The organism is Stenotrophomonas sp. 05L414_2 (assembly GCF_056397905.1).
Map to the genome: position 1 here is coordinate 1 of NZ_JBFTOJ010000124.1, position 12,648 is coordinate 12,648.

At 60.6% G+C, this 12,648-nt stretch carries 11 protein-coding genes; 9 read left to right on the forward strand and 2 right to left on the reverse strand.

The window, feature by feature from the left end; genetic code table 11:
• Positions 1 to 1,699 (forward strand): XVIPCD domain-containing protein (locus AC1DJN_RS15870; protein ID WP_478039449.1); only part of this gene is annotated, 1,699 nt, incomplete at its 5' end.
• Between the two features lie 33 nt (positions 1,700 to 1,732).
• On the opposite strand, the gene AC1DJN_RS15875 is transcribed toward AC1DJN_RS15870, so the two are convergent.
• Entirely contained in the window at positions 1,733 to 2,332 is a 600-nt protein-coding gene (locus tag AC1DJN_RS15875; RefSeq protein WP_442251590.1) for a hypothetical protein, read from the reverse strand.
• 229 nt (positions 2,333 to 2,561) lie between these two features.
• On the opposite strand from AC1DJN_RS15875, the gene AC1DJN_RS15880 reads away from it, so the two are divergent.
• The 4 genes from AC1DJN_RS15880 to AC1DJN_RS15895 all read left to right on the forward strand — a co-directional run bounded on the left by AC1DJN_RS15880 (position 2,562) and on the right by AC1DJN_RS15895 (position 6,147).
• Complete coding sequence (locus AC1DJN_RS15880) at positions 2,562 to 2,993, forward strand: energy transducer TonB (protein WP_442251589.1); 432 nt, start codon at positions 2,562 to 2,564, stop codon at positions 2,991 to 2,993.
• A 78-nt stretch (positions 2,994 to 3,071) separates the two neighbouring features.
• Positions 3,072 to 4,706: a hypothetical protein gene (locus AC1DJN_RS15885; RefSeq protein WP_442251588.1), complete on the forward strand. Its 1,635-nt coding sequence runs from the start codon at positions 3,072 to 3,074 to the stop codon at positions 4,704 to 4,706.
• A gap of 622 nt (positions 4,707 to 5,328) precedes the next feature.
• Complete coding sequence (locus tag AC1DJN_RS15890) at positions 5,329 to 5,697, forward strand: hypothetical protein (protein ID WP_442251587.1); 369 nt, start codon at positions 5,329 to 5,331, stop codon at positions 5,695 to 5,697.
• A 99-nt stretch (positions 5,698 to 5,796) separates the two neighbouring features.
• Positions 5,797 to 6,147 carry a hypothetical protein gene (locus AC1DJN_RS15895; RefSeq protein ID WP_442251586.1) on the forward strand — a complete coding sequence of 117 codons (351 nt, stop codon included), beginning with the start codon at positions 5,797 to 5,799 and terminating at the stop codon, positions 6,145 to 6,147.
• A 483-nt stretch (positions 6,148 to 6,630) separates the two neighbouring features.
• Here AC1DJN_RS15895 and AC1DJN_RS15900 read toward each other — a convergent pair whose 3' ends face one another.
• Positions 6,631 to 7,116 (reverse strand): very short patch repair endonuclease, encoded by a 486-nt coding sequence (locus tag AC1DJN_RS15900; RefSeq protein ID WP_478017882.1) that lies wholly within the window; start codon positions 7,114 to 7,116, stop codon positions 6,631 to 6,633.
• Positions 7,117 to 7,133: 17 nt separating this feature from the next.
• Between AC1DJN_RS15900 and AC1DJN_RS15905 the strand changes: the two genes are divergently transcribed.
• From AC1DJN_RS15905 to AC1DJN_RS15920, 4 genes are all read left to right on the forward strand, one after another.
• Positions 7,134 to 8,711: a DNA cytosine methyltransferase gene (locus tag AC1DJN_RS15905; protein WP_442251585.1), complete on the forward strand. Its 1,578-nt coding sequence runs from the start codon at positions 7,134 to 7,136 to the stop codon at positions 8,709 to 8,711.
• A gap of 40 nt (positions 8,712 to 8,751) precedes the next feature.
• The gene (locus AC1DJN_RS15910; protein WP_442251584.1) at positions 8,752 to 10,872 is read left to right on the forward strand and encodes a sigma-70 family RNA polymerase sigma factor; all 2,121 of its coding nucleotides are present in this window, start codon (positions 8,752 to 8,754) and stop codon (positions 10,870 to 10,872) included.
• A gap of 43 nt (positions 10,873 to 10,915) precedes the next feature.
• Positions 10,916 to 12,373, forward strand: coding sequence for an ATP-binding protein (locus tag AC1DJN_RS15915; RefSeq protein ID WP_442251583.1), 1,458 nt, complete (start codon positions 10,916 to 10,918; stop codon positions 12,371 to 12,373).
• A 10-nt stretch (positions 12,374 to 12,383) separates the two neighbouring features.
• Positions 12,384 to 12,648 (forward strand): hypothetical protein (locus AC1DJN_RS15920; protein ID WP_478039451.1); only part of this gene is annotated, 265 nt, incomplete at its 3' end.

Consider the following 12,648-nt stretch of genomic DNA (forward strand, 5'->3'; position numbering starts at 1 on the left):
GAAGTGGGCCGAACAGAAGGACATCGAGCGGGTCTATATCCAGCAGGATCCATTGCAGCGCACCTGGGCGCGCAACCCGGCAGACCCGGATGGCCGCTGGTTGCGCAGCGCCGAGCAACAGCAAGTTCAGAGCGCTGATCTGGGGACTGGCGTGGAAGTACGGCCAGTACAAACGGCGCAGGGCGCCGATGTCACCTTCAGCGCCGACTATGTGGCCACTGGCACGCTGGAGCGCCAATTGAACTGGCAGGCCGCCCGCGCCTCCTACGAGCTGGGCCTGGCCAACCTTCCGCCGCCACGGGATCCCTATCGACTGAGTGCCAGCGGCTTGAAAGAGCCGCCACCCAGCGCCTTCGAGACCGGAAGAGAGTTCGTGCGCGACACCGTATCGCGGCAATGGGAGCTGGAGATAAAGGAGGTCGTAGATGGGCGCACGCCCATCACGCGCCGCGAGCCTGTTCCGCCGGAACGCGAACCCGCCTTGGATGAGCAGTCGCGCACCGTCATCGCACAGAACGCGGCCAACACCAAGGCGGCCGTGGCCGCGCGGTACATGGTGGCCCACGAGCAAGGCCGTTGGAGTGATTTCGGCGACGCCCAGAACCCGTCCATCCCGCAGGCAATCCGCGATGCGCAGGACAGCGCCAACACTCTGCGTGCGAGCGACGGCCGTAGCTACAGCCGCCAGGCGGATGGCCAGTGGCTGCACGAGGGCGTGGTCTACAACAGCCAGGCCAATCGCAACGTCGGCGATGAACTGGAAATCACTTGGCAGAGCCAGAACGCCGGCATTGCGGACATGGGCAGGATGGCCGAACAGATCAAGGCCACCGTGCACATCGCGCCTGAGGGTGTGCGCGGGCAGGTGGAATCGCTGTACGCGAAACATGGCATTCCGCGCACCGAGGAGCAGCTTGCCGCCACCACCGCCGCAGTTGAACAGAATCTTGCCGCCGTTGGAAAACAGGCCGACATCACGCTGGAGCTGATGCCCGATCCACGCACACACGCGCCCAGCCCGGACAGCGCCATCGCGTCCTTCGGCACTGCAGCGGGCAACCGCATGGTGCTGACCTCCACCACCACCGTGGAGGACATGGCGAGGATGCAATCGGTCCATCGGTCGCCATCCCCTCCCCTGCCGCAGGCAGAGGGACAGCAACGCGAACAACCGACTATCCCCGCCGTGGTGCAGGAGCAGGAACACCCCGCCCATGCGGCGTACGACCAGGCACGCAAGGCCGTGGAGGATTCCCAGACCGCAGGTGGCCCGCTGTCGCCGGGTCACCCTGACCACCCGCTCTACGAGCAGATACGCGACGGTGTTGCGGCACTGGATGCCAAACACGGGCGCAGCTTCGACGCGATCAGCGAGCGGATGAGCGCCAGCCTGTTGGTGCTGGCCAAAGACAACGATCTGTCGCGCGTAGACCACGTGCTGCTGAGCAACGCGACCGTGCAGAACCCTGCCGGACACACGGTATTTCTGGTGCAGGGCGAGTTGAATGATCCTTCGCATGCACGGGCCTCGATGCCGACAGCGCAGGCCGCTCAGACACCAGTCGAGCAATCGCTTCAGCAGTACGAGAGCGTGAGCCAGGATGCCCAGCAGCGCGCCATGAGCCGTGAGCTTGAGCAGCAGTCACAGGAGGAGCGCATGCAGCAGGAAGTGAGGGCACGGGCGGCGAGTATGGGGTGATCGCCACGCGCGAAGCCTTGGCTGGCACCGGCTCTACTTCACGTTGTAGTTGGCGACGAGAAGCTCGATGTTGAGATGTGCAACTTCCGGGTTGCCCTGAAGGCTGGTCACTTTCAGCCGGTACTTCCCGGCTGTCAGATTTCCAGAATCGGCACGGGCCACCTCGTATTCCCGGTAGGCCAGTGACATATCGTACTTTCCTGCATTAACCAGACTGTTCGAATCCGCGCCGACGGCATTCCTGTATTCGAATACATCGCCCTTGGCCGGTTGATATCGGCTGCCCTGCCACACAGCGGGCAGATCGCGATTCAAGGCGTGCAGCGCGATGGGCATCTCGGTGTTGCCATCCAGCTTCCACAGCCGCACCTTCAAGGGAATCCGGGCGTCTTCAAGAAAGTCGACATCTCCCTGTTTCATGTCCGGACGCTTGGCAGGCCCACCGGTACGGAAGCCGATCAGGAACGTGCGAGGTCTGGGGTCCTTCTCCCAGGGCGGCGGCAGTTCAAAACGCGCCTCTACCGTTGCACCTGCGTGGACTAGATCCATTGGCTTGGCGAGGGGGAAACCATCGCCATACATCTGGGGTGCCTGGGTGCCACAGCCGCCCATAAGCAGGGGCAACAGCACCATCCATGGCCTCAGTGGGTGTCGCATCCGTTCCTCACATTCGGGCACTCACTTGTCGGCAGTTTATACACCGCACCGGCCTGCAGGACCTGAACTGGCTTCACACATCCCAGCGCTGGGGTGGGAATGTCTACTGGGAGCAGCCATGCGTTGGCGAGTCCTTAAGCCATGACGCAAGCGACGATGCAGCTACTATGCTGAGCAGATGCCCAGCCCAACTGCTTTCAACATCATGGCCGCTCGCGTCGTCATGGTAGCCGCCGCCCTTGCGCTTACCGGCTGCGCTTCGACGCCGCGCGCGCACTCCACAGCCCCCTCGCCATCGGGGCTGACGAAGGTCTCAACCACGCTCTTCATCGAGCCTGGCGACAACCCCGAGCTTCCGGCACTCCCACCGCCAAAGGTACTGACTTCCCCCGCCCCGCACGTTCCGCCAGATGCAGCGCCTCTGCCACACCCGGCGGAGACGATCCTCGTGGTGGACATCGGCACCGAAGGGCAAGTGCGCAGCGTGATGGTTGCGCGGTCAACATACATGCGGGAATTGGATCGTGTGGCGCTGGATGCGCTCCAACAGTGGCGCTTCGAGCCTGTCGTGCACGACGGTTCGGCCATCGCGGTGCGTGCGCGGGTCCGCGTGATATTTGAGGCGCGCGGGCGTTGATTCCCACAAACCCCTGAATCTCTCAAGAATCCTGGAAGGCGGCCGCTATTGCCGTTCGAGCGTCCTTTCGAGATTCCGATGAGCACCGAGTACAGCACGCCGCCTGCACAGGCCGTCACCATCAATCCCATGCGACTRCCAAACACCCTGCATCTCGCGCTGGGTGCATTTGCGCTACTGTTCGGCCTCATCCTGCTGCTCAGCGTTACCAATGCCGATCAGGTTCGCAGCATGGGCATCGGTGCCATCGGGCGCTTGGTCACCGGCATCACGCTGCTGCTGTTCGGTGGCGTGCACATCCGCGAGGCCATGCGCTATTTCCGCTTCACCGTTGTACCCGGTGATTCGGGGCTGATTGCCCTGCCCAGCGGCGAATCCGAGCATCGCAACTACCTGCTCAACGTCATCAACAACGGCATTCCGGTGCGGCAGCGCCCCTCGGGTGCGCTGCTGTCCATGTTCTATGGCCTGGTTCCGCAGTTGATCAACGCGCCACCTACCATCCGCTGGCACGCCGAGCTGCAGCTGCAGCGGGCAATCTACCTGGCCGCGGTGCTGGTCAGCTTCGGCCTGGCGTGGGTCTTTGCGCAGCCAACCGCCTTCGCGTGGATGGCGGGCTTCTATTTCATTGTCTCGGTGGTGCTGCTGCGCCCGTTCGCAACGTTGTCGGCCATTCGCAAGGGCGCCTTGGATGCGGCCAGCAACAACGTTCCCGCACCGCGCTGGCCGGCCATCGTCACGCTGCTGCTGGTCTCCATTGCCGGGCCGCTGGCCATCACGCTTTCGCCGGTACAGGTACCCGTCCCGCCGTTCGCGGTTTCCACGGTCGTGCTGCCCACCCTCGCTGTGCTCGGTAGCGGCCTCATTGCCAGCGCGCTGTTCACAGTCGCACTGATCTCCCAGACGGGCAGCTACAGCGCGTCGGCAGCACGGCATATCGTGGATGAGAAGATGCAGATGGCAGACCTCAGCGGCGGCCTCCTGCTGCGGCTTTCCAGCCGCATTCCGCAGCCTCATCATCGCTATGTGCATGAGCACAACGTCAGCAAGGACACCTTCGATGGCGAACTGCTGGTGGAAGAAGAACCGAGCGTACGTGCAGACCAGAGCGCGTCGGGGCTGATCTCGGCATTCCGTGCTGCATGGCAGTCGCCCAGCCAGCAACCACTGCTGGCGCTGGGGCTGTTCGGCCTGCTGCTGGGCGTTGTGGGGGTGGTGCTGGCCTTTGTGTATGCGCGCAGCAGCGGCAACGCGATGGTCGGCCTGGTGGCACTGGCCTTCGTCGCGTCTGCACAGTTTGCGATGGCATCGGCACACAAGCTGTGGAATCGCGTCGATTTCCAATCCACGCTGTACCGCATCCGCTACGTCGGCACCTATCATCGCGGCCAGCGGGTGGCGGGCAATGCGTACGCGGGCAACGGCACGCTGGCCGAGGGCGCGGTGCGCTTCGGACCAACCCGGGTGGAGGTATGCGTGGCCCAGGTGACCTCCGTGGCGTTCATGCACGGTGGCGCGCGGCATCTGACTGCCGTGGATCTGCAGCACGATGCCAGCAATGCAGTGATTGGCGTGATGCAGGACTACGCTCGCGAAGCGCAGGACTGCGCCAACCAGTTCTACGCACAGGAGCACCAGGTGCGCGAGGTGATGAACCATGGCAGCCGCCCGCCGGAGCTGCCGCGCACGCGGCACCCCATGGCTGAGACCTGAGCCATCCACTCCTCCGCGCTGCTTCGGGGCAGGCGGAGGAGGTCTGGGGCGGCCGCGGGGACACGTGTTTCGGGACTACTTTGGCCTGCACGCCAATGCTTTATGGCCGCGACAGATTGTTGAGCGACGCATCTGAGTGGTGACGCTTTCGTCCTGCTCCCTGCCCTGCATCTCTGAACGATCTGTCGCGATTGGAACGGCGCCACGCGCCGAACCGTGCGTTGATACGCGGATACAAGGGACACCTTAACTTCCGCCGAAACCGCTGCCCCGCAATCGATTCGCTACGTAGCGGCCATGCGACAATGCCGTAAGCGTCAGCACTTGCGGCCTCAATGGCCTGCGACTTCTTGGCATTTGGCATCTGCGCGGGTACATCTTGGCGTGCCACCGAGCACCGGTGGCGCGGGCCTCGAAAACCCGTCTGAATACCCAGTGCTTTGCGCTTGTCAGTCGGCGTCATCTTCGGATGGCGCCGGCTGGCAATCCGTTCGCGTTCCATGGCGGGCGGTGCGTGGGGGCCTTCGGGCCCGCCGGCTTGGGTATTCACCGGTTTTCGAGCCACGCATCGTCCGCCACCTCTATCGGTGGCGCTGCTGTCTGTCCTGTACGGAGCATTGCCATGAACACATCGGATTTCCGTTCCCTGCACGCGCATTACGATCCGGACAACACCGACGCCGAGCGCGAACTGTCCGTCGATCCCAAYGCCTTTGTCGCCACGCTGCATCGCATCGGTACCGGTGCGGCGGCGGATGGCCAGCCTTGGCCAGAGCGGCATCAATTGCCTGGGCGCTGTCTTGAACTGGCAGATGCGGATTGCGCGCTGGCGGGGCTGCGCGTGGTGCAGGAGGTGCTGTTGGCTGCGGAGCGCACGCGGCAGAACGGCGCGCCTGAGGAGTACCTGGGGGACCGGGTGATGGAAGGGTTGATGATGGCGTGCGTGGGGCTGACTGCGCAGGTGATTGAGCGGTTACGGGTTCGGGAGTAGCCCGGATGGGCTCGGGCATCTGCCGCCACGCTGCGGGCTGCTGACGCGTTGTCGCGTCCCGCTCGCCTTGTTGTCCGTCAGCTATTTGTAGAGCTTCCAATGAGGCTTGTGATCTATGCCGTTGTCCTGCTGACGATACTGTCTGCGGTGATCGCCAACTGGTTTGTGCCCAGGATTGGGCTGAACCTGTGGACGCTGCGAAAGGTGTCTGATGCCGAGTTCGCTGTCATGCGCGAGGACGCCGTGCGGCTGGTACGCGGGGGCGTGGTGCGGGACGCGTGGCACCCAGGGAAGAGGTACTTCGTGGTCAGTTGCCACGGCACGCCTGTAATGTTGGTGGACAACTCGATGGAGCAGCTTAGGATTGTGCTGTTTGCGGACAGGTGGATTGATGTTCCGTGCGCTGTGCCGCTGATGTTGCATTGGAGTGGGCGGATTTTGGGGGAATAGTGATCCTCAACCTGAGTGCGTGAGCATGCTAGACAAGCTCCCGTCCGGCCTCCCCCTATGAACACCCACAACGCGASTGATTTGGCCGTCCCGGCAAGTTAGACGCCCACGTGACCCGCCTATCTTCCTGCTCACGAGGTCGGTGAAGTCGGAGCCGACCAAGCTCCAGCAAGGCTCTGGAGACGCCTGCCCGGCTTGCCTTCGGCTGCCCAAAGCGAGCGGTCATGGAGTACCAGCACCTGACTCCTGCGGCGCAGGCATTCGGCGCCCCCGCTCTGACAGCCCTGCGCTACTAAAGAATCTGCGATAGGGGCTTCCACCCTGGTATGATTCCGTCAGGCGTCGGGGGGCGCGGCTCAGACATTCAGAGTGGAGCACTGAACCCTGCCGCAGACAGATTGGGGCCGGCATCTTGGATCAAAAGCGACCACCCTTTCTGAACGCGAAAATGAACAAGGGAATGGTCGTAGGCAGATGGATTTTTCACGGTTGACCGCTATCCAAGTCTCCACAGATTACTGTGCCGTCGCTGGCCAGGATCTCTATTTCCTTGCGATCACTGGATATCCACTCCGAAAGGCGATCACTCGCGACACTCGAGTCGAGTCGGATAGCGCACTCCCATACAACTGCCACGCGCCAGCTCATGTCCAGAAGCGCCCCTACTACCGCCAGGTCGCGCTGCCGATTGGCGGAGAGCTTTGCATCCCAGAAGCCTGCTCGTGTCTTCGGAAGTCTGAAGAAAGGGCAACCCTCATGGCGATGCCAGAAGCACCCGTGAACGAACACTGCAGCCTTCCATTTCGGAAGCACAAGGTCAGGCTTTCCTGCGAGGCCCTTCGTATGAAGTCGAAAGCGGAAGCCGCGCGCCCAAAGGTGCCTTCGGACAGTGACCTCCGGCTTGGTGTTCTTGGCCCTGATTCTCGACATCAGTGCTGATCGAACAGCCGGGCTCATCACATCAACCATCTAGCAGAGACTCCGTCTTGACCGCAGTACGTAAGCCCATCGGTGTAATTGACATCTTTGCCGGCCCCGGTGGCCTCGGCGAAGGGTTCAGCAGCTTCAAGCCCGAAGAAGGTGCCAAGTACCCCTTCGAACTCGCGGTATCCGCTGAAATGGAGAAGTCTGCGCACTCGACTCTCCGTCTCAGGGCCTTCTATCGCTTGCTCATCCGGCAGGAAGGCCAGGTCCCGCGAGAGTACTACGACTATCTGGATGAAATTGCGAAGGGCGAGGCCCTTCCTCCGGCAGCACATTTCGGAAACGGTCGATGGAGTGACCTGTGGGCTGAAGCCGAGAGCGAGGCGCTCAACCTCACCCTGGGAGAAGAACGGGACAATCAGGCCCTCTATTCACGGATCAACGAGGTCAAGGATCAGTACGAAAAGATGATCCTCATCGGAGGCCCCCCGTGCCAGGCTTATTCCGTCGTGGGCCGGGCTCGCCAGCGGCATGTGGAGGGATTCTCCTCAAAAGGGGACAAGAAGCATTTCCTCTACAAGCAGTACCTGGGTCTTCTTGACGAGTTCTCCCCCGCTGTCTTCATCATGGAGAACGTCAAGGGAATCCTGACTTCCAAGGTTGGCAACAAGGAGATGTTCGCTGCAATCATGCGCGATCTCTCCGACCCTGCTGCAGCCCTGAAAAGGGAAAAGAAGGGGGGAAAGAACGGGTATCGCTATGTGCTTCTTCCTATCCACGTTGAGGCGAATCAGAAGCGGACCAGCGAACTTGTCGCGGAGGATCCGTCTGCATTCATCATCAAGTGTGAGAACCATGGAATTCCACAGGCGAGACACCGGGTCATCATCATGGGTGTCCGGGAAGATCTTCTTCCCGATGGAATCGAGGACTTGCCCGGCCTCAATGCCGCAGAGCCGGTCAGTGTGAAGAAAGCCCTAGAGGGGCTTCCCCGGCTGAGAAGCGGACTGAGCCGCAAACAGGACGATCCCGAAGAATGGCGGAAGGCCATGGAATCGGAGAGGGATCGCTTGGTCCGGATTCTGGGCAAATCCCATCCAGAGCTGATCGAGAAGCTCAGCTCGATTGTTCCATCCGGCGGGCTTCCGCGCGGCTCGGTCAAGTACACCCAGGACAGCAACCCTTACGTCAAGCAGCTCAAGAGCGACTCGCAGCACTCCGTGCTCAACCACGAGACTCGGGGACACATGAAATCCGACCTCGGGCGCTACCTCTTCTGCGCGGCATTCGCGCGCGAGCACGACAGATCACCGACCAGCCGTGACTTCCCAAAGAAGCTCGCGCCTGATCACTTGAACTGGGAAAGTGGTTCGTTCTCGGATCGCTTCCGCGTTCAGCTCAAGGGCAAGCCTTCCAATACGGTGACCAGCCACCTTTCGAGAGATGGTCACGCGTTCATCCATTGGGATCCTCGCCAGTGCCGAAGTCTCACTGTCAGAGAGGCCGCTCGGTTGCAGTCGTTCCCGGACGACTATGTTTTCCTCGGCAATAGGACTCAACAATTTGTACAGGTCGGAAATGCAGTTCCGCCTTTGATTGCCAGACAGATCGCCCGAGTCGTGTGGTCGATACTCAGCTAGGCGAAAGGTTCAACAGGGGGAACCAATGAATCAAGGGGAAATGGAGTCCCTGGGCTCTACAGTTACCCGGGCTGGCAGTGAAGCCAGCGCCGGGGACAAGCGGCAATCATCGCTGAAGCCGCTCCTTCGACTCGCCGCGCTTCGCGGCGATGCGGAGCATGTTCTGCGCTACCTTCAACTCGGGGGTGACGTAGAGGCACGCGACCAGCAGGGGCGGACACTACATGTGCTCGCCGCTTCCAAAGGACATCTGGATCTCTGCCGCCTGATTTCGGAGCATGCTCTCGAAGTTCAGCGGCTCGCAGTCCAGAAGGCTGACGATTCACCAGCCACGCTGGACGGCCTCTGGAGCAATGAACGTGATGATGAGGCCGAGGAATCTGCTCAAACGCGAGCCACTGATTCCACACAAAACTCCTCTCCCGACGATGCTGAATTCGAATCCGAGTTCTTTGCCACTTGGGAGGAAGAAGACACGACCGAAGCGCCGCTAGAGGATCCCTCGCTTCGATCGACAATACAGATCGTGCAGGAGGTGATTTCCAGGCACGTAATTGTCGATAACGATGAGGACTGGAATGACCTGGCGAAGCTACTGCCAAGTCACGCCGAAATTTCACTGGTCCGGGAGCTCAATCACAGCTCGACACATGGACTCTTCGAAGCGCTAGTTCATCGCGCCCGGATGGAGGGCAACTTCAATCCCCTTGACCTTGAGATCATCTCCCGTGAGATTGAAGGCGATGAGAGGGGCGATGTACTTCGCCAGCTCACTGTCCTTATGGGCCAGATTGACGCCGTACCGGAAGACGATGATGAGTGGCTACCTCCTCTGCATCTAGAACAGGAGAGCGAACCAGCATCGGACAGCGATACCGGTGAATTGGAGCAGTTCATGCAGGATCTCGCGTCCATGACGAACGATCCCTACTTCCACTTCGCAAAGATTGCCCAGTCGTCTGTTCTGCTTGACCGTACGGGCGAAGAACGAATTGGGCTTTTGCTGGACCTGTCCCTCAAGGATGCGTATCGCGCCATCGCAGAGAGCCCCCATGCTGTCGCGTCGATAGCAGGCCTAGCCACAGACTTTGAGCGGGGTCGCGTCTCAGTCGGCCAAATCAGCCACATCAGCAGCGAAGACGATGAGCCCGCCAGCGATCTTCTCGACGCCACGGATGACGCCGATGATGATCCAGCCCCGGCCCAGCCCGTCAGCGGACTCAACCTGAGCGACATGCTGGAAAGCGCACGCTGCGGATGTTTCGCCTTCCAGGAAGATCCAGACAACCAAGGTCTTGCTAGGGATGCACTGGCCGCAGTATCTGCGCTGGAGCTGACCTCATCGACCGTTAAACGGTTTGACAAGGAGTTCAGGGCAGCTGGGTGCACAAGCGTACTACTGCGTAGAGCGGTGCAGCGTCTGTCGCGCCTTGAGCTCGAGATGTTCCATGCAAACGTTCGACTCGCAGTGCACGTGGCAGACAGCCACGCGTGGAGCACGCTGCCACGCATGGATCGCATTCAGGAGTGCCTGATAGGCCTGCTCAAGGCTATCGACAGATTCGATTACGCAAGGGGCAACAAATTTTCTACGTATGCAATGTGGTGGTTGAAACAGTCCGTTGGACGGGCCATCGGAGACACAGCGCGTGTCATAAGGTTGCCCATACACGTCATGGAAAAGGTCAACAAGGTTTCAAAGGCAGCCAGAGTCCTCCGTGAAGACTCATTCGATGACGTGCGCGCCGAGGACATCGCCAAGGTCTGCGATCTATCAGTTGGGGATGTAGCAAAGTTGCTGAATGTGGCGCACGACGCGGTCTCTTGGCACCAGCAGGATGAGACAGCAGATTTGGTCATCGCCACTCCAGATACCTTTCAGCCGCCTGAGGAAGTCACTGATGGATATTTGCGTAGGCGAGCGATCGATGACTGCCTAAGTGCGCTTGGTTCAAGAGAAGCTGAAGTCATCCGACATCGGTTTGGATTGATCGACGGCAACGACAAGACATTGGAGGAAGTCGGCCAGGTCTTTGGCGTAACTCGAGAGCGGATACGTCAGATTGAGTCCAAGGCGCTAAGACTGATGCGCCACCCTTCGCGGCGTCTCAGGGAGTTGGTCAATGGAAAGCCGGAGGCTGACGATGCAGCAGAACAGTAGGGGTAGGCCGCAAGGCCGAAATGCTCCCCCCAGGGCTGACGCCATGGTTGAGGCACTGCGCGGCCTGGGTTACACGACGGCCACGGCGCTGGCGGACCTGGTGGACAACAGCATTTCCGCTGGCGCGGGCCAAGTAGAGGTCGGGTTCAATTGGAATGGCGTAGACAGCTGGATATCCATTGCAGATGACGGCAGAGGCATGAACGATGCTGAGCTATTCAGCGCAATGCTCCTCGGCGACCGCAACCCCTTGGACGTACGGGCGGCCTCGGACTTGGGTCGCTTTGGCCTGGGACTCAAGACAGCATCGTTCTCACAAGCCAGAAGGTTGACCGTTCTGAGCATCAAGGATGGTCAATCGAGCTGCCTGCGCTGGGATCTGGATGTTCTTGCTTCAGATCCTGATGGCGAGTGGCACCTTCTTGATGGACCCGAGTCATCCTCAGAGCCACGCCTGGTACAGCACACTGCCCAGTCATCAGGGACAGTAGTCCTGTGGGAACAACTCGATCGGATTGTCACTGAAGGCTTCACAAGCAGGCATTTCCTTGACCTCATTGACGACGTGGAGCGCCACCTCGCGATGATCTTCCACCGCTATCTTGACGGTAGCGGCCCCGGCATTGAGCTGCGGCTCAACGGGAAAGCAGTTAGACCATGGGACCCATTCCTGTCGTCAAATCCGGCAACCTGGAGGTCACCCGAGTCGAACGTTGGCGAAGGTGGTCTGAGAATCACCAGCCAAGCCTTCGTGCTGCCCCACAAGGACCGCCTCAACGACAAGGCCTACGCTGAAGCGGGCGGAACCGAGGGATGGTCGAGTCAGCAAGGCTTCTACATCTATCGTGGACGGAGACTTTTGGTTGCAGGCAGCTGGCTCGGCCTGGGACGTGGACGCTCCTGGTCCAAGGACGAGGCTCACAGGCTCGCACGCATCCGGCTGGACCTGCCCAACGATCTTGATGCGCAATGGAAGATCGACATCCGCAAGTCATCCGCTCATCCTCCCGCTGCACTGCGGGATCAGCTCTACCGCTTGGCCGAAGACGCGCGCGACAGGGCGCGCAAGGTATTCCTGCATCGGGCGCATTCGAATTCATCGCTGGGCCGCCGCGACGAGGTTGTACCCGTGTGGCAGTCGAGAGACACGGCGACAGGTCGACGCTACCGTGTCGACCGTACGCACGCAGCGGTGAAAGAACTGCTGGATGACGCAGCGTACGGCACCAAGGTTGAAGCGATGTTGCGTGTCCTCGAGGAAACTATCCCCGTGCAGAGAATCTGGCTTGAAGCTGCGGAAAGCGGAGAGCATGCAAAGGGGGGATTCACAGGGGAGCCCGACGACTCAGTTCGAGAGGTTCTCAATGTGATCTACCGGAGCCTGGTGGAGAAGAAGGGCATGTCGCCAAGCATGGCAAAGCGGCAGCTTCTAAGAACCGAACCCTTCGATCTCCACTCAGAGCTGGTCAAAAATTTGCCGGACAACATCTCCAAGGACTGAAGAGAGAACCATGAGTGACTCAAGCGAAAGCAGCGTTATCAAGATTGTCCAGGAGCTTCTGGCTGGCGAGAAGGATTCAGGACCGATCACTCCTACGTTGATTGACGAGAAGATCAGCCTGGTGCTGATGATGAATCGAAGGTGGGCAGCCGATCTTGATCGTGACGCTGTTACGGACGAGCTTATCCGGCGATTCAGTGTATGGATCGGTGATGACATTAGTCTCTCCGACGATCGTGGCCATGAACCCTGGCTTGACTCCTCCAGGAAAGAGG

Excerpts from the sequence above, each read along its gene's own strand:
- AC1DJN_RS15910 (WP_442251584.1), top strand. The coding sequence starts at position 8,752 with ATGGAGTCCCTGGGCTCTACAGTTACCCGGGCTGGCAGTGAAGCCAGC.
- AC1DJN_RS15880 (WP_442251589.1), top strand. The coding sequence starts at position 2,562 with ATGGCCGCTCGCGTCGTCATGGTAGCCGCCGCCCTTGCGCTTACCGGC.
- AC1DJN_RS15875 (WP_442251590.1), bottom strand. The coding sequence starts at position 2,332 with ATGGTGCTGTTGCCCCTGCTTATGGGCGGCTGTGGCACCCAGGCACCC.
- AC1DJN_RS15915 (WP_442251583.1), top strand. The coding sequence starts at position 10,916 with ATGGTTGAGGCACTGCGCGGCCTGGGTTACACGACGGCCACGGCGCTG.
- AC1DJN_RS15900 (WP_478017882.1), bottom strand. The coding sequence starts at position 7,116 with ATGGTTGATGTGATGAGCCCGGCTGTTCGATCAGCACTGATGTCGAGA.
- AC1DJN_RS15895 (WP_442251586.1), top strand. The coding sequence starts at position 5,797 with ATGAGGCTTGTGATCTATGCCGTTGTCCTGCTGACGATACTGTCTGCG.